This is a genomic window from Sphaerisporangium aureirubrum (assembly GCF_042658925.1).
Taxonomy (GTDB): Bacteria; Actinomycetota; Actinomycetes; order Streptosporangiales; family Streptosporangiaceae; genus Sphaerisporangium; species Sphaerisporangium aureirubrum.
In genome coordinates this window covers 1-15,358 of sequence record NZ_JBHSRF010000098.1, presented here as the reverse complement: position 1 = coordinate 15,358, position 15,358 = coordinate 1, and the positions used below count along the sequence as shown (strand labels likewise).

General features: G+C 71.5%; 15 protein-coding genes and 1 pseudogene. 8 read left to right on the top strand and 8 right to left on the bottom strand.

Annotation, left to right across the window (positions count from 1 at the left end; translation table 11 throughout):
* Positions 1-50 precede the first annotated feature (50 nt).
* Positions 51-1,202 (bottom strand): ArsA family ATPase, encoded by a 1,152-nt coding sequence (locus ACFP1K_RS36600; protein ID WP_380762206.1) that lies wholly within the window; start codon positions 1,200-1,202, stop codon positions 51-53.
* Positions 1,199-2,203 (bottom strand): ArsA-related P-loop ATPase, encoded by a 1,005-nt coding sequence (locus tag ACFP1K_RS36595; RefSeq protein WP_380762204.1) that lies wholly within the window; start codon positions 2,201-2,203, stop codon positions 1,199-1,201. The genes ACFP1K_RS36600 and ACFP1K_RS36595 overlap by 4 nt, the downstream gene beginning before the upstream one ends.
* Positions 2,204-2,327: 124 nt before the next feature.
* Here ACFP1K_RS36595 and ACFP1K_RS36590 point away from each other — a divergent pair, with 124 nt between their 5' ends.
* The 4 genes from ACFP1K_RS36590 (at position 2,328) to ACFP1K_RS36575 (ending at position 4,910) form a co-directional block, all read left to right on the top strand.
* Positions 2,328-2,483, top strand: coding sequence for a DUF4177 domain-containing protein (locus ACFP1K_RS36590; protein ID WP_380762202.1), 156 nt, complete (start codon positions 2,328-2,330; stop codon positions 2,481-2,483).
* Complete coding sequence (locus ACFP1K_RS36585; RefSeq protein WP_380762200.1) at positions 2,480-2,941, top strand: RidA family protein; 462 nt, start codon at positions 2,480-2,482, stop codon at positions 2,939-2,941. The genes ACFP1K_RS36590 and ACFP1K_RS36585 overlap by 4 nt, the downstream gene beginning before the upstream one ends.
* Positions 2,942-2,994: 53 nt before the next feature.
* The gene (locus ACFP1K_RS36580; RefSeq protein WP_380762198.1) at positions 2,995-3,855 is read left to right on the top strand and encodes an NUDIX hydrolase; all 861 of its coding nucleotides are present in this window, start codon (positions 2,995-2,997) and stop codon (positions 3,853-3,855) included.
* A 272-nt stretch (positions 3,856-4,127) separates the two neighbouring features.
* Positions 4,128-4,910, top strand: coding sequence for an MBL fold metallo-hydrolase (locus ACFP1K_RS36575; protein ID WP_380762196.1), 783 nt, complete (start codon positions 4,128-4,130; stop codon positions 4,908-4,910).
* 8 nt (positions 4,911-4,918) lie between these two features.
* Here the strand turns inward: ACFP1K_RS36575 and ACFP1K_RS36570 are convergent, their stop codons facing one another.
* On the bottom strand, positions 4,919-5,617 hold the full coding sequence (locus ACFP1K_RS36570) for a Crp/Fnr family transcriptional regulator (protein ID WP_380762232.1): 699 nt from the start codon (positions 5,615-5,617) through the stop codon (positions 4,919-4,921).
* A gap of 103 nt (positions 5,618-5,720) precedes the next feature.
* Between ACFP1K_RS36570 and nth the strand changes: the two genes are divergently transcribed.
* Positions 5,721-6,440 carry an endonuclease III gene (gene nth / locus ACFP1K_RS36565; protein ID WP_380762195.1) on the top strand — a complete coding sequence of 240 codons (720 nt, stop codon included), beginning with the start codon at positions 5,721-5,723 and terminating at the stop codon, positions 6,438-6,440.
* Between the two features lie 62 nt (positions 6,441-6,502).
* Positions 6,503-7,150 (top strand): NUDIX hydrolase, encoded by a 648-nt coding sequence (locus ACFP1K_RS36560; protein WP_380762193.1) that lies wholly within the window; start codon positions 6,503-6,505, stop codon positions 7,148-7,150.
* Here the strand turns inward: ACFP1K_RS36560 and ACFP1K_RS36555 are convergent.
* Positions 7,147-7,743 carry a HEAT repeat domain-containing protein gene (locus ACFP1K_RS36555; RefSeq protein ID WP_380762191.1) on the bottom strand — a complete coding sequence of 199 codons (597 nt, stop codon included), beginning with the start codon at positions 7,741-7,743 and terminating at the stop codon, positions 7,147-7,149. The genes ACFP1K_RS36560 and ACFP1K_RS36555 overlap by 4 nt on opposite strands.
* A gap of 61 nt (positions 7,744-7,804) precedes the next feature.
* On the opposite strand from ACFP1K_RS36555, the gene ACFP1K_RS36550 reads away from it, so the two are divergent.
* On the top strand, positions 7,805-8,995 hold the full coding sequence (locus tag ACFP1K_RS36550) for a MarP family serine protease (protein WP_380762189.1): 1,191 nt from the start codon (positions 7,805-7,807) through the stop codon (positions 8,993-8,995).
* 415 nt (positions 8,996-9,410) lie between these two features.
* Here ACFP1K_RS36550 and ACFP1K_RS36545 read toward each other — a convergent pair whose 3' ends face one another.
* The 4 genes from ACFP1K_RS36545 to acs all read right to left on the bottom strand — a co-directional run bounded on the left by ACFP1K_RS36545 (position 9,411) and on the right by acs (position 13,433).
* On the bottom strand, positions 9,411-9,794 hold the full coding sequence (locus ACFP1K_RS36545) for a DUF309 domain-containing protein (protein ID WP_380762187.1): 384 nt from the start codon (positions 9,792-9,794) through the stop codon (positions 9,411-9,413).
* 89 nt (positions 9,795-9,883) lie between these two features.
* On the bottom strand, positions 9,884-10,810 hold the full coding sequence (locus ACFP1K_RS36540) for an alpha/beta fold hydrolase (RefSeq protein WP_380762185.1): 927 nt from the start codon (positions 10,808-10,810) through the stop codon (positions 9,884-9,886).
* Between the two features lie 5 nt (positions 10,811-10,815).
* On the bottom strand, positions 10,816-11,289 hold the full coding sequence (locus ACFP1K_RS36535) for a phage holin family protein (protein WP_380762183.1): 474 nt from the start codon (positions 11,287-11,289) through the stop codon (positions 10,816-10,818).
* Between the two features lie 167 nt (positions 11,290-11,456).
* The gene (gene acs / locus ACFP1K_RS36530; protein ID WP_380762181.1) at positions 11,457-13,433 is read right to left on the bottom strand and encodes an acetate--CoA ligase; all 1,977 of its coding nucleotides are present in this window, start codon (positions 13,431-13,433) and stop codon (positions 11,457-11,459) included.
* Positions 13,434-13,821: 388 nt separating this feature from the next.
* Here acs and ACFP1K_RS41405 point away from each other — a divergent pair.
* Positions 13,822-14,190, top strand: a pseudogene (locus tag ACFP1K_RS41405) (oxidoreductase); the annotation flags it as partial.
* Between the last annotated feature and the right edge of the window lie 1,168 nt (positions 14,191-15,358).

Here is a 15,358-nt window from a genome sequence, read left to right as displayed (position 1 = left end):
TTCCGTGGCGCCGAGCGTCACCATCACTCAATGACGATCATCGTCGATCGTCACGCCGTGAGGAGCTCGCCGATCCTGCGCAGCCCGTCCAGGTCGTGCACGTCCTCCGGCATCGCCAGTACCTGAGCGATCGGCACAGTGGGGTGTGCCGACGTGAAGTGTTCCTGCTCACGGTGCTCGCGAGCAGCGAGTTGCATACGGCCGGCGTGCAGCCGCAGCACGGCGGCCGTGAGCTCGTGCCCGCCGCGTGTCTCCAGGTCCTCCGCGGCCGCGGCGCTGCGAGCGGCCGACAACGCGGGTGCCAGGGACGTGTGCACCCGGTTGATCACCAGCCCGGCCAGCGGCATTCCCTCCTCGGCGAGGCGCTCCACGAAGTACGACGCCTCCCGCATCGCGTCCCGCTCCGGCGCGGCGACCACCACGAAGGCGGTGCCTGGCGCCTGGAGCAGCTTGTACGTCTGCTCGGCCCGCTGGCGGAAGCCGCCGAAGACCGCGTCCAGGGCGCCGACGAACATCTGGATGTCCTTCAGGAACTGCGCCCCGAGGATCTTGGTCATCGCGCCCGCGACCAGCCCGAACCCCGCGTTGAGCAGCTTGAACGCGCTGCGTCCCCCGGCCTTGGCGGGTGCCATCAGGATCCTGATGAGGCGCCCGTCCAGGAACCTGCCGAGCCGTTCCGGCGCGTCGAGGAAGTCCAGCGCCGACCGGGACGGCGGCGTGTCGACGACGATCAGGTCCCAGTCGCCGTCGCGTTGCAGCTGCCCGAGCTTCTCCATCGCCATGTACTCCTGCGTGCCGGAGAAGCTCGACGACAGCGATTGGTAGAAGGGGTTCTCCAGGATCTGCCGGGCGCGCACCGGGTCCGCGTGCGCCTCGATGATCTCGTCGAATGTCCGCTTCATGTCGAGCATCATGGCGTGCAGCTCGCCGGGGCCGTCGACGCCGGTGACCGGGCGCGGGGTGTTGTCCAGTTCGGTCAGTCCCATCGCCTGGGCGAGGCGCCGCGCCGGGTCGACGGTGAGCACCACCACCCTTCGGCCCCGCTCGGCCGCGCGCAGCCCGAGGGCCGCCGCCGTGGTGGTCTTGCCGACGCCGCCGGAGCCGCAGCACACGACGATGCGGATGCGGGAGTCGTCCAGCACGGCGTCCATGTCGAGGACCGGAGAGATCCGCCGGGGCGTGTCCGGCTTGCGCGGGGTCATGCCGCTCCCTGGGTGCGGATGATGTCGGCGAGTTCGTACAGCCCGGCCAGATCGGCGCCGTCGGCCAGCAGCGGCAGTTCGTACCGGGGGACCTTGGCGTCGTCCAGGGACGCCCGCTCGCGCCGTTCCAGGAAGGTGCGCCGGGCGTGCTCCTCGATCTCCTCGGCGAGCGCCTCGGCGATGGACGCGGCGTCGGCCGTCTGGTCGGCCAGGCCGGCGGCCTTGAGCCCGAGGGCCAGCTCGCCGGCGTCGAAGTCGTCCCGGGCGGCGGCGGCCAGCGTGGCCTCGGGCAGCAGCTCGGGGCGCACCATGTTGATGAAGATCCCGCCGACGGGCAGGCGGGCCTGGCGCAGGCTCGCGATGCCGTCCAGGGTCTCCTGGACGGGCATCTCCTCCAGCAGTGTGACGAAGTGAACAGCCGTCTCCGGTGAGCCGACGACGCCGCGCACCAGGTCGGCGTGGTGTTTGACCGGGCCGATCCTGGCCAGACCGGCCACCTCGGTCGTGACGTTGAGGAAACGGGTGATCCGGCCGGTGGGCGGCGCGTCCATCACGACCGCGTCGTACACCCGCCTGCCGGACTTGTCGCGGCGCCGCACGGCCTCGGTGGTCTTGCCGGTGACGAGGACGTCGCGCAGGCCGGGGGCGATGGTGGTGGCGAAGTCCATCACACCGATCTTGGTGAGAGCCTTGCCGGCCCGCTTGAGGCCGTAGAACATCTCGATGTACTCGAGCATGGCCGCTTCGGGGTCGATGGCCAGGGCGTGCACGTCGCCGCCGTCCGGCGCGACGGCGATCCGGCGTTCCTCGTACGGCAGCGGCGGGGTGTCGAACACCTGTGCGATGCCCTGGCGTCCCTCGACCTCGACCAGCAGGACCTTGCGGCCGCCCGCCGCCAGGGCGAGGGCCAGCGCGGCGGCCACCGTGGTCTTCCCGGTGCCGCCCTTGCCGGTGACGACGTGTAGTCGCACGCCGTCCCAGTCGGTGTCGAGAGCGCTCACCTTTGGAAGGCTACCCAACGGTCACTTCACGATTCCCCGGCGCCCGTCACCTCGGGTGGTGAGGTTGTCCACAGCCCCTTGTGGCACGGGCGTGCGCGTGCGTCCCCGCCGCTACAGTGCCACCATGAAGCGCTACGAATACGTGACGGTCCCGTTGCTCACCCACGCGACCAAGCAGATCCTCGACAACTGGGGGCAGGACGGCTGGGAGCTCGTCTCCGTCATCCCCGGCCCCAACCCCGAGCAGCTCGTCGCCTACATGAAGCGGGAGAAGGAATGAGCACACCTGAGGAGCGGCTGGCCGAGCTGGGGCTGACCCTGCCCGAGGTGGTGCCGCCGCTGGCGGCGTACGTGCCGGCGGTGCGCACCGGGAACTACGTGTACGTCTCGGGTCAGCTGCCGATGGTGGAGGGCAAGCTCGCGCTGACCGGCAAGGTCGGGGCCGAGGTCGATCCCGAGCAGGCCAAGGGGGCGGCGCGGATCTGCGCGCTCAACGGCATCGCGGCGGCGGCGTCGGTCGCGGGCGGGCTGTCGGGGATCGTGCGCATCGTCAAGGTGGTCGGGTTCGTGGCTAGCGCGCCCGGCTTCACCGGGCAGCCACTGGTCGTCAACGGCGCCAGCGAGCTGTTCGGCGAGATCTTCGGCGAGGCGGGGCGTCACGCGCGCAGCGCGGTCGGCGTGTCCGAGCTGCCGCTGAACACCCCCGTGGAGGTGGAGCTCATCGCCGAGGTCCGGTGATCCATGACACCATGGTTTCGGCCGAGCGTGGTTCGGTCGCACCAGGAGGTGGCATGAACTTCATCCCGCTCCCCGGGGCGTTCGGCGAACGCGCCCGCGCGATCCTCGCGGGCGAGCTCGCCCCCGTCCCCGCCCGGGACGCCGCCACCGTGGTCCTCCTCCGGGACGCGTCTCCGGACGCCCAGGACGCCGCCGGTGTCCGGGGCGTCGAGGTGTACATGATCAGGCGCAAGGCGAGCATGGCCTTCGCGGCGGGGGCGTACGTGTTCCCCGGGGGCTCGGTCGATCCCCGGGACGCCGATCACGCCGTCGCGTGGGCGGGGCCGGCGCCGGAGGCGTGGGCCGGGCTCCTCGGGGCGGACGTCGTCACGGCGCGGGGGCTGGTGTGCGCGGCGGTGCGGGAGACGTTCGAGGAGTCCGGGGTGCTCTTGGCGGGGCCGAGCGCGGACACCGTGGTGGCGGACACCACGGGTGACGACTGGGAGGCCGACCGCGAGGCGCTGATCGGCCGTGACCTGTCCATGGCGGAGTTCCTCGGCAAACGCGGCCTGGTGCTCCGGGCGGACCTCCTGCGGCCGTGGGGCCACTGGATCACCCCTGAGCTCGAGACCAAGCGGTTCGACACCCGGTTCTTCGTGGCCGCCCTGCCGCCGGGCCAGCTCACCAGGGACGTCGGCGGGGAGGCCGACCAGGTGGCGTGGCTGCGTCCCGCGGAGGCGATCGAGCGGGCGGGGAAGGGCGAGATCACCCTGATGCCGCCCACGTACCGCACTCTGACCGAGGTGGGGGACTTCGGCGACGTGTCCGCCGTGCTCGGCAGCGACCGGAAGGTGGAGACCTTCCAGCCGCACATCGCCGAGGTCGACGGCGAGATGCGGCTGATCCTCCCCGGCCAGGACTACCGGATGCCATGAGCGGCCTGCACATCCCCCTCGACGGCCCGGACGGCGCGGCTCCCGCCGGTGCCACGCCTGCTCCCCAGGACGGCGCGGCTCCCGCCGATGCCACACGTGCTCCCCACGATGACGCGGCTCCCACCGGAGCCACGCGTGCTCCCCAGCACGGCCCCGGGCCGGCCGGAGCCACGCCGCGTACCTCCCAGGCCGGCCCGGCGCCGGCCGATGCCACCCAGCGTGGTCCCCAGGGGCTCCCAGGGGGCGCCGGGGGGGCTCGTGGCGGGCTACGCATGCCTCAGGACGGGCCGGACGGTGCCGGGACGCTGCGGGCGGACAACGTGCTGGCGTCCAATCCCTCGCCGATGACGCTGGACGGCACCAACACCTGGGTGCTGGGGGAGCCGGGAGCCGACACGGTGGTGGTCGTCGACCCGGGGCCGGACGACGAGGAGCATCTGCGGCGGGTGGCCGGGAGGCTGGAAGATCGGCGGGTCGGGGTGATCCTGCTGACGCACGGGCATCCAGACCACAGCGCCGGGGCCAAGCGGTTCGCCGCAATGGTGGGCGCGCCGGTCCGGGCGCTGGACCCCCGGCACGTACTAGGCGGGGAAGGGCTCGGCGACGGCGACGCGCTGTCCGTGGCGGGGCTGGAGGTGCGGGTGGTCGGCACGCCGGGCCACTCGTTCGACTCCCTGTGCTTCTGGCTGCCCGCCGACGGGGCACTGCTCACCGGGGACACCGTCCTCGGCCGCGGCACCACCGTCATCGCGCCGGACGGCGACCTGGCCGACTACCTGCGCAGCCTGGACCGCCTGCGGGCGAGCGCCGAGATCACGGCGGCCACCGCCCTGCTGCCCGGCCACGGCCCCGTGCTGCCCGACCCGATCGCCGTGCTGGACGCCTACATCGCCCACCGCCGCGAGCGGCTGGACCAGATCCGCGAGGCGCGGGCGAACGGTGTGCTCACCCCGGCCGAGATCGTCGACGTGGTCTACGCCGGGCTGGCCGATGACCTGAAGTTCGCGGCCGAGATGTCGGTCCGCGCCCAGATGGCCTACCTCGACCAGACTTGAGGAAAGTTTTACCTGGAACGTGCCGCCAGACGGTCGGCATCCATGATCACGACCGCCTTGGCCTCGATGCGCAGCCACCCGCGCTGCGCGAAGTCGGCCAGGGCCTTGTTCACCGTCTCCCGGGACGCGCCGACGTACTGCGCCAGCTCCTCCTGGGTGAGGTCGTGATGGACCCGCACGCCGTCCTCGGCACGCTCCCCGAAGCGTTCGGCGAGGTCGAGCAGGGCCTTGCCGACCCGGCCCGGCACGTCGGTGAAGACGAGGTCGGCCATGACGTCGTTGGTGCGGCGCAGCCGCTGGGCCAGCGCCCGCAGCAGGTGGAGCGCGACCTCGGGCCGTCCGGTCAGCCAGGGCCGCAGGTCGTCGTGGCCGAGACCGGCCAGCCGTACGTCGGTCAGGGCGATGGCGCTGGCCGTGCGGGGCCGGGGGTCGAAGAGCGAGAGCTCGCCGAACATCTCGCCGGGGCCGAGCACGCTGAGGAGGTTCTCACGGCCGTCGGAGGCGGTGCGGATCAGCTTGATCTTGCCGTCCAGCACGACGTACAGCCGGTCGCCGGTCTCCCCCTCGCTGAACAGGATCTGCCCCTTGTGCAGTTCCATCTCGGAGATTCCGGTACGGAGCGCCGCCGCGCCCTCACGGTCCAGCGCGGCGAACAAAGGGGCCTTACCCAGCACGTCGTCGGTGTTCACGGTGCCTCCTCGCTCCATGGCCGCCTCGGGCGGCCGCGCGCCGCGCCTGGGGTCGCGCTCGCTGCTAGACATTGTGACGTACCGCACCAAGGGGGTCGCCGGGAGCCCGTAGGCTGTCGGCGTGCCCCGCAACGTGACCTCCGCTGGGGAGTCCCGGCTCGCCTTGGTCCGGCGAGCCCGGCGGATGACCCGAATCCTCGCGGAAACCTATCCAGACGCTCACTGCGAACTCGACTTCACCAACCCGCTCGAACTGGCGGTCGCGACAATCCTCTCAGCGCAGTGTACGGACAAAAGGGTCAACCTAGTTACCCCTACACTTTTTGCTAAATACCGGACAGCCGCCGACTACGCGGGCGCCGACCGGGCCGAGCTGGAAGAGATCATCAAGTCCACCGGCTTCTTCCGCGCCAAGGCCAACAGCATCATCGGCATGGCCCAGGGCCTGTGCGACCGCTACGGCGGCGAGGTCCCCGGCACCCTGAAGGACCTCGTCACCCTGCCCGGAATCGGCCGCAAGACGGCGAACGTCGTGCTCGGCAACGCCTTCGACGTCCCGGGCATCACCGTCGACACCCACTTCGGACGGCTCGCCCGCCGCTTCGGCTGGACCGAGGAGACCGACCCGGTGAAGGTCGAGCACATCGTGGGCGACCTGATCCCCAAGAACGAGTGGACCATGCTGTCCCACTACATGATCTGGCACGGCCGCCGCCTCTGCCACGCGCGCAAGCCCGCCTGCGGCGTCTGCCCGCTGGCCGCCCTGTGCCCGTCCTTCGGCGAGGGCCCGACCGACCCGGCCCAGGCCGCCAAGCTCGTCCGGCCCGGGCCGTTCTCCTGACCGCCGCCGGCCCGGGAAGCAGCGGGGAACCGGGGATGTTGACTCCCCGCAGGAGGTAACGCATGACTGCTCCCGTGCCCGGCTGGCTAACCGACCTGGCGACGGACCCCGACCGCCACCCCCTGCCCCCCTGGATGCGGCCGCTGGACGGACGGGGGCGCGCCGCGGCGGTCCTGCTGCTGTTCGGGGAGTCGGCCGCGGGCCCGGACATCCTGCTCATCCAGCGCAGCGCCAGGGGCCGCAACCACGCGGGCCAGCCCGCGTTCCCCGGCGGCGGCATCGACCCCGAGGACGGCGGCCCCGTCGGCGCCGCGCTGCGCGAGGCCGAGGAGGAGACCGGTCTGGAGCCGGACGGCGTGCGCGTCGTGGGCACGCTGCCCGAGCTGTACCTCGGGCGCAGCGACAACCGGGTCACGCCGGTGCTCGGCTGGTGGCACACACCGTGCGCGGTGCACGCCGCCTCACCCGACGAGGTCGAGTCGGTGGCCCGGGTGCCCATCGCCGAGCTGGTCGACCCCGAAAACCGCCTGCGCCTGCGCTTCCCCGGCGGCCACGCCGGGCCCGCCTTCCGGGTGCGCGGCATGCTGGTGTGGGGCTTCACCGCCGGCATCCTGGACATCGTGCTCACCGCCACCGGTTTCGCCCGCCCGTGGGACGGCTCGCAGGTGGAGGACCTGCCTCCCGAGGTGATCAGGCTGGCCCGGCGCTAGGGGAGGATCAACCCCAGCGCGGCCCAGTCGGCGACGTCCTCGTCGGGATCCCTGGCCAGGCGTTGCAACGCCGCGAGCCCCGCCGGGTCCGGGGGACGGCCGAGCACCCGGGACAACGCGTACGCCGCGCCGTACCGCACCGACGGATCATGGTGCTCGGACAGCTCGATCACCGAGGGCATCGCCCGGGGGTCGCGCAGGTGGCCGAAGGCGATCAGCACCGCGTGCAGCACCCGCAGGTCGGTGTCGCAGGCCGCGAGGTAACGCAGCAGGGACAGGGTCTTGTCCACGAACGGCCGCTCCGGCGCGCCCAGCTCGCCGAGGACGTCCACGCCGAGGACGCGCTCGGCGGCGGTGTCGCTGGCGCACAGCCGCCGGGCGGCGGTGAAGGTGGCGAGGTCCCCCCGGCCGTGCAGGTGGCCGACCGCGGCCCAGCGGATCTGCCCGTCGGGGTCGTCGTCGGCGAGGGCCATCGCGAGAAGATCTTCGACTTCGTACCGGCCGAACTCGGGCACCGGACGCCCGCCGGGCCGCCGGTCCGGGCCGGGGCGGCCGTCCGCGCGTGATCCGCCCGGCCCCCCGATCGATACCATGACGCAACGATATCGAGCCATCGGGTGCACGGCGTGTGGCCGCGCTGGATACCGTTGAAGCGTGAGCGGCGATCTCCTCGATATCATCCTGATTGTCCTAGTGATTGCCTTTGCCGTGTCCGGCTACCGGCAGGGCTTCATCATCGGGGCGTTCAGCTTCCTCGGCTTCGTCGGGGGAGGTTTCCTCGGGGTCATGATCGCCCCGCCGATCGCGCACGCCGTCGTCAGCCAGGCCACCGAGCAGGCGCTGCTCGCGATCGTGATCGTGTTCCTCACGGCGGTCATCGGCCAGTTCGCGTTCTCCACCATCGGCGCCGTCGTGCGCAGCCACGTCACGTGGGAACCCGCCCGGACGGTCGACGCGCTCGGCGGCACGTTCACCAGCGCGTTATCCGTTCTGGTCATCGCCTGGCTGATCGGGTCGCTGCTGTCGGTGGCGCCCTTTCCTTGGCTGCGCCAGCAGACCAACGGCTCGCTGCTGCTGCAGACCGTCGACTCCGCGATGCCGGACACGGCCAAGGACTGGCGGCTGTCGTTCAAGAAGTTCGTGGACACCTCGGAGTTCCCGCAGGTGTTCAACGCCATCGGCGGCGGCCAGTTCGTCGACGTGCCCCCGCCGGACGCCAGCGTGGTCAAGAGCCCGCAGCTTCAGCGGGCCCGGCGCGCCATCGTCAAGGTGCAGGGCACCGCGCCCGCCTGCCGCAAGCGCATCGAGGGCACCGGGTTCGTGTACGCTCCCGGCCGCGTGATGACCAACGCGCACGTGGTGGCCGGCGTCACCCAGGACCTCCGGGTGACCGACGAGAACCGCGTCGGCCACGATGCCCGGGTGGTCCACTACAACCCCGACCGCGACATCGCCATCCTCTACGTGCCGGACCTCGACGTCACCCCCCTGAAGTTCGACTACACCGCCGAGGGCCAGGACGACGCGATCATCGCCGGCTTCCCCAAGGGCAAGGGCTTCACCATCAAGCCGGCCCGCATCCGTTTGAAGCAGAACGCCAAGGCCGCCGACATCTACTCCAGAAAGACCGTGACCCGCGAGGTCTACTCCATCCGCGGCCTGGTCCAGCCCGGCAACTCCGGCGGCCCCCTGCTCACCACCAACGGCCAGGTCTACGGCGTCATCTTCGCCGCCGCCACCGACCAGCCCGAAACCGGCTTCGCCCTGACCGCCGCCGAAGTCCGCCCCGACGCCGACGAAGGCAGCGGCGCCGTAGGCCGAGTAGACACCCAAGACTGCGACTAGCCCCACCCACCACGACACCCCGCTCCGCACGAAGGCCCCTGCTCCGCGCGACGGCCCCTCCCGCACCGCACGGCTCATTCATTCGGCGCCGCGTCGGCGGGCCGTGGTACGGCGAAGTCGGCGCCGCCGTACGGCGGACAACCCATGGTGGGTGCGGCGCCGATGAAGCGGTCCTCGCGGAGGCCGCGCTCCGCGCGAGAGCAGCGAGGGCTGTTCTCATGCGGGGGACACCCCCGCACCCCCGAGCCTGCCGGGCTCACCATGCTCCACCGCGGCGCTTCCAGTTCATGCACGCCGGGGGCTCGGCCCCCGTCGGTCCTAATCACCCTCGAAGGGCTCTGCGCACCCGGCGCCGCGACACGGGACGTTATACGGCGAAGTCAGCCCCGCCGCACGGCGCCCGAGCCAGTCGGGCTCACGGCCTCGCGCCGGGAGCCAGCAGAGCGGCGAGCTCGTCGAGCGCGCCCGTGAGGTCCGGCGTACCGGGCCCGGCCAGTTCCCCGGCCAGCCGCACCACCGGCACGACATCGATGGGCGCCCCGGAGTACCGCGCGACCCGATCGGCCCCCCGCGTCAGCAACGCCGCCGCACCCCGCGAGTTCCCCCGTTGCAGATGAGTCAGCCCCACGCAGATCTGCGCCAGCCCCTGCCACAGATCACGCTCCCCCTCAGGCCCGGTCTTCCACCGAGCCTCCAGCACCTCGTGCGCATGGAACGGCCGCCCCTCACTCAGATACCGCGCCGCGAGGGCCAGCGCCTCATCCGGGCCAGGCGCGTAGTCGTCCGGCACGCGCTCCACCCCGGGAACCCCCTTGGGCAACGGCCGCCCAAGCTCATCCCGGGGCCGGGCGTTGCGCGGCCGGCCGGAGAGATCACGATCCCGGGACATCACCGATCAGGCTCAGGATCGTCCAGCCACCCGAGCAACTCGGCGTCGAACAGCTCGGGCCGCTCCTCGTGCGGGAAATGCCCCACCCCCTCGATCAGCCGCCACCGATAGGGCGCCGCCACATACCGGCTGGACCCCTGCGCCGTACGCGGCAACATGCAGGTGTCCAGCGCCCCGTGCATCTGCAGAGTAGGCATCTCGATCTCACTCCGCATGAGCCTCCGGTACCGGATCCCATCCGGCCGCGGCTGAGACCGCACGAACCACCGGTGGTACTCCAGCGCACAGTGAGCCACCGTAGGAATGCGGAAAACGTCCTGGTAGGTCCGGGACACCTCCTCGTCCGGCCACCCCGGCGCCGACCACTCCTCAAGCAGCCGCCCCACCTTGGCCGCCCCGTCCGCGGTCAGCCGCCGCTCGGGAAGCAAGGGAACCTGGAACCCGAGGAAATGCCCGGTGGCCCTGAACTGCCCGAGCGGCTCCGTCAGCATGGCCTGACGCAGCCGCAGAGGATGCGGCGCCGACACCGTCACCAGGCGCCGCACCACCTTGGGATCCATCACCCCCATGGTCCACGCGACGAGCCCGCCCCAGTCGTGCCCCACCACGATCGCGCACGTCTCACCGAGGGCCCTGATCAGCCCGGCGACGTTCCCCGCGACCGTCGGCAGGTCGTACCCCCGGGGCGGCTTGTCGCTGGCCCCGTAGCCCCGCAGGTCGGCCGCCACGACGCGGTACCCCGCCGCGGGCAGCGTCACCAGCTGCCGCCGCCAGGTCCACCAGAACTGCGGGAACCCGTGCAGCAGCAGCACCAGCGGGCCGTCGCCCGCCTCCACCACGTGGAACATGCCGTTTCCGGCGTGGATGGACCGATGCCGCCACGGCCCGGGGATCCGGGCCAGCGACTCATCGGGGCGAGCGCTCATGGCGTTCACGGCCGGGTGCGCCCGGTGTCCGACGGCACCGGCGACCGGTGCCCGCCGATCTCCCCGGCGGTCTCCGGCGTCGGCGGCGTCAGGGCGTCGTCGGGAGGGCCGTCCTTCAGGGTGCGCAGGCTGCGGGCCGTGCGCTTCATCCCGGTGAGCCCCTTGAGCCTGCGCCAGCCGATCAGCGCGAGCAGGCCCGCGACCACGATGTAGAACACCGTCACGATCAGGAACGCCAGCCAGGTCATCATGCCGAGCTGCACCAGGCCGTAGGCCAGCGTGAACGACAGCAGGATGAGGCACAGGTGCAGCATGAACGCCGCCACGCCGAACAGCGCGGCGGCCGTGCCCACCCGGGTGGCGTTGAACTTCAGCTCGGACTTCGCCAGCTCGATCTCGGCACGGATCAGTGAAGATATGTGCTGACTCGCCTGGGCGACGAGCGCGCCGAGGGAGTCCTCCTCCGCTGGAGCGGCCATCAGTTGTCTCTCCTATCGGGACTTCGGGACACATTCATCCTGTGTGATGATGCTCATCGTCGCGCCTCCCGGGCACAGGCGGGTATCGGACGTGCCGCTGAAGGAAGGACGAAGGGCGCGGATCGCTGTGGATCCGCGCCCTATGTGACCCTTGTGCAGGGTACGGGTCAGTCGTCGGAGGCGGCCGACGGGAGCTTGGCCGAGATCAGGTCCATCACCGAACTGTCGGCGAGCGTGGTGACGTCACCGATGCTGCGGTTCTCCGCCACGTCGCGCAGCAGGCGCCGCATGATCTTGCCGGAGCGGGTCTTGGGCAGCTCGGGCACCACCAGGATCTGGCGGGGCTTGGCGATCGGGCCGAGGGCCTTGGCCACGTGGTCGCGCAGCTCCTTGGCGATGTCGGCGCCCTCCTCCGCGCTGCCGCGCAGGATCGTGAACGCCACGATCGCCTGCCCGGTGATCGGGTCGGTCGCGCCCACCACCGCCGCCTCGGCGACCTTCGGGTGGGACACCAGCGCCGACTCCACCTCGGTGGTGGAGATGTTGTGGCCGGACACCAGCATGACGTCGTCGACCCGGCCGAGCAGCCACAGGTCGCCGTCGCTGTCCTTCTTGGCGCCGTCCCCAGGGAAGTACATGCCGTCGAAGCGCGACCAGTAGGTGTCGGCGTAGCGCTTGTCGTCGCCCCAGATGCCGCGCAGCATGGACGGCCACGGCTCGCGCACCACCAGGAAGCCGCCGCCGCCGTCCGGCACGGAGTTGCCCTGGTCGTCCACCACGTCGGCCACGATGCCGGGCATCGGGCGCATCGCGGCGCCGGGCTTGGCGGCGGTCACGCCGGGCAGCGGGCTGATCATGATGGCACCGGTCTCGGTCTGCCACCAGGTGTCCACCACCGGGCAGCGGCTGCCGCCGATGTGCTCGCGGTACCAGACGTACGCCTCGGGGTTGATCGGCTCGCCCACCGAGCCGAGCACCCGCAGGGAGGACATGTCGTACTTGGCGGGGATGTCGTCGCCCCACTTCATGAACGTCCGGATCGCGGTGGGGGCGGTGTACAGGATGGTGATCTTGTACTTCTGCACGATCTCCCAGAACCGGCCCCGGTGCGGGGTGTCCGGGGTGCCCTCGTAGATCACGCTGGTGGCGCCGTTGGCCAGGGGGCCGTACACGATGTAGGAGTGGCCGGTCACCCAGCCGATGTCGGCGGTGCACCAGTAGATGTCGGTCTCGGGCTTGAGGTCGAATACCGCGTTGTGGGTCCAGGCGGTCTGGGTGAGGTAGCCGCCGGTGGTGTGCAGGATGCCCTTGGGCTTACCGGTGGTGCCGCTGGTGTACAGGATGTACAGCGGGTCCTCGGCGTCGTGCGGGACGGCCTCGTGCTGGTCGCTCTGCCGGTCGACCAGGTCGTGCCACCAGACGTCCTTGGCGGACTCCGACACCTTCTCGCCGGTGCGGCGCACGACGAGCACGTGCTCGATGCCGGGGCACTCGGCGACGGCCTCGTCCACGGTGGGCTTCAGCGCGCTCGGCGCGCCCCGGCGGTAGCCGCCGTCGGCCGTGATGACGAGCTTGGCGTCGGCGTCCTGGATGCGGCCGCTCAGCGCGGTGGCCGAGAAGCCGCCGAACACCACCGAGTGGACCGCGCCGATGCGGGCGCAGGCCAGCATGGCGATCGGCAGCTCGGGGATCATCGGCATGTAGATCGCGACGCGGTCGCCCTTGCCCACACCGAGCTCGGTCAGGGCGTTGGCGGCCTTGCTCACCTCGCGCAGCAGGTCCGAGTACGTCAGGGTGCGGGTGTCGCCCTCCGGCTCGCCCTCCCAGTGGTACGCCACCTTGTCGCCGCGGCCGGCCTCGACGTGCCGGTCCACGCAGTTGTAGGCGACGTTCAGCGTGCCGCCGACGAACCACTTGGCGAACGGCGGGGTCCACTCCAGAGCGGTGTGCCAGCGCTGTCCCCAGGTCAGCCGCTCGGCCGCCCGCTCCCAGAAACCGATACGGTCGGCCGCCGCCTCGTCGTAAGCGCCGGCGGTGATGTTGGCGGCCGACGCCAGCTCGGCCGGGGGCTCGAACCGGCGGTTCTCCTGCAGCAGGTTCGACAGGGTCTCCTGGGTCTCGCGACCGGGGGTTTCCGGGGCCACAACGTACTCCTTCACATGGCCTGGCTCGACTGGTACGGGTCCCACTTCACCAGGCTTCAGGCGGCGGGGACAAGAGGTCCCGGTGCCGTGAGGGCGGTACCGGGAGGACTCCGGCGGTGTTCACAACGGTATTAACAGACAGTCACAAAAGCAGCGTATTCGTTGCGGAAATGATATCTGACGATAAAAGTGCAGGGTGCAAGAGCCGAATTCCTCCGGCTGCGTTGAACGGTATGAACCACGCGCCGAGCGGGCGCTTGGATTGGCGTCCTCCCCGTCCCCGTCTTCATGCTCCCACCGGCAAGCCCGGGCCGAACTCCCGCCGCCCGCGCCCCTCTAGTGTGCACCGATGAGGGCCGTGCTCTACCCGCCGGTAGGGTCAGGAGACGTGAACGACCCATTGGCCGGCATCGCCGCACTGCCCGGCGTGGCCGAGGCCGTACAAGAGGCTCGCGCCGCCGTGGACAGACTCTACGGCCACCGCGTGCTGCGCCGCCGAGGCCCCCAGGTCTCCACCGAGTCGGCCCTACGCGGCGCCCGCGCCTCCGCCGCCCTGGAAGGCGCCGACGTCCCCCTGGCCGACCTCAGAACCGCCACGACCACGTCCCCCACGGCCCTAGGCGCCCTGCGCGTCTCCGCCGAACTGGGCAAACTAGGCCCCATCTGGCGCAACACCCCCCGCCAGGCCCTGGCCCGCCTCCACTCCCTGGCCGCCCTGGACCTGACCGCCGACAACACCCTCCTGGGCCGCCCCAGAACCTCCTCCACCTCCGACGCCCCCTCCGGGCCCACTTCCTCGTTCGGCGACGAGGGGGTTCCGTCCGGAGGTGACTCCGTGCCTGGTGAGGGCGCGGTCTCCGGCCGGTTGGGGGCTGGCTCGGTGCCCGGTGAGGACGCGGTCTCCAGCCGCTCCAAGGCCGGTTCGGTGCCCGGTGAGGACGCGGTCTCCAGCCACTCCAAGGCCGGTTCGGTGCCTAGCGAGGGCACGGTCTCCAGCCGCTCCGAGGCTGGTTCGGTGCCCGGTGAGGGCGCGGTCTCCAGCCGCCCTGAGGCCCGTTCAGTGTCTGTTGAGGGTGCGGTCTCCAGCCGCTCCAGGGCCGGTTCGGTGCCTGGTGAGGGCGCACTTTCCGGCCGTCCCGGAGCCACCTCCACAACTGTTGACGCCGGACTCCTTGCCCGTCCCGGGGCCATGTCCGGTGATGCCGGGCCCGGCGTCCTGGGGGCCGGTCCGAGCGGCGTGGACCTGCTGGATCTGCCGCCCGCGCCCACCCCGGAGATCGCCGCCGCCCGGATGGACATGCTGGCGGAGCTGATCACCACCCCGTCCACGGCCCCCGCCCTGGTGCTCGCCGCGATCGTGCACGCCGAACTGGTCGTCCTGCGGCCGTTCGGCACCGCCGACGGGCTGGTGGCGAGGGCCGCCGAGCGCCTCACGCTGGTCGAATTCGGCCTGGACCCCAAGTCCCTGGTGGCCGTCGAGGTCGGCCACGCCGAGCTGGGAGAGGCGTACGCCAAGGCCCTACGGGGCTACCTGGAGGGCGGTCCGGCCGGTGTGGCGGCGTGGGTACGGCACTGCGCCGCGGCCGTGGAACTGGGCGCCAGGGAGGCCACCGCCATCTGCGAGGCGCTCCAGCGCGGGTGAGCCCTCAGCGAAATCCCCGCACATGCGAACGGCGTCCCTGGGATGGGACGCCGCCGCCAGTACGCCCCACCGGGTTACCAAGCGTGCACCTCAATTTCGTCGGAGCGGGTCAAGCCCGTCTCGACGCGCCTCCCGCGGCTGGTCGCGCGTGGGTACCCGGCGGACGTACAAGGACACTCGGTCCGTGACTTCTTTCTACGACCGATCCGCCCTGATGGGAACCCCCCAGACCAAGACCTTTACCGATTCCCACCCCCCCACCCCCAGCCGCACCGCCCCGATC

Excerpts from the sequence above, each read along its gene's own strand:
- ACFP1K_RS36585 (WP_380762200.1), top strand. The coding sequence starts at position 2,480 with ATGAGCACACCTGAGGAGCGGCTGGCCGAGCTGGGGCTGACCCTGCCC.
- ACFP1K_RS36590 (WP_380762202.1), top strand. The coding sequence starts at position 2,328 with ATGAAGCGCTACGAATACGTGACGGTCCCGTTGCTCACCCACGCGACC.
- ACFP1K_RS36575 (WP_380762196.1), top strand. The coding sequence starts at position 4,128 with ATGCCTCAGGACGGGCCGGACGGTGCCGGGACGCTGCGGGCGGACAAC.
- ACFP1K_RS36570 (WP_380762232.1), bottom strand. The coding sequence starts at position 5,617 with ATGGAGCGAGGAGGCACCGTGAACACCGACGACGTGCTGGGTAAGGCC.
- ACFP1K_RS36600 (WP_380762206.1), bottom strand. The coding sequence starts at position 1,202 with ATGACCCCGCGCAAGCCGGACACGCCCCGGCGGATCTCTCCGGTCCTC.
- ACFP1K_RS36555 (WP_380762191.1), bottom strand. The coding sequence starts at position 7,743 with ATGGTATCGATCGGGGGGCCGGGCGGATCACGCGCGGACGGCCGCCCC.
- ACFP1K_RS36560 (WP_380762193.1), top strand. The coding sequence starts at position 6,503 with ATGACTGCTCCCGTGCCCGGCTGGCTAACCGACCTGGCGACGGACCCC.
- ACFP1K_RS36540 (WP_380762185.1), bottom strand. The coding sequence starts at position 10,810 with ATGAGCGCTCGCCCCGATGAGTCGCTGGCCCGGATCCCCGGGCCGTGG.
- ACFP1K_RS36535 (WP_380762183.1), bottom strand. The coding sequence starts at position 11,289 with ATGGCCGCTCCAGCGGAGGAGGACTCCCTCGGCGCGCTCGTCGCCCAG.
- ACFP1K_RS36580 (WP_380762198.1), top strand. The coding sequence starts at position 2,995 with ATGAACTTCATCCCGCTCCCCGGGGCGTTCGGCGAACGCGCCCGCGCG.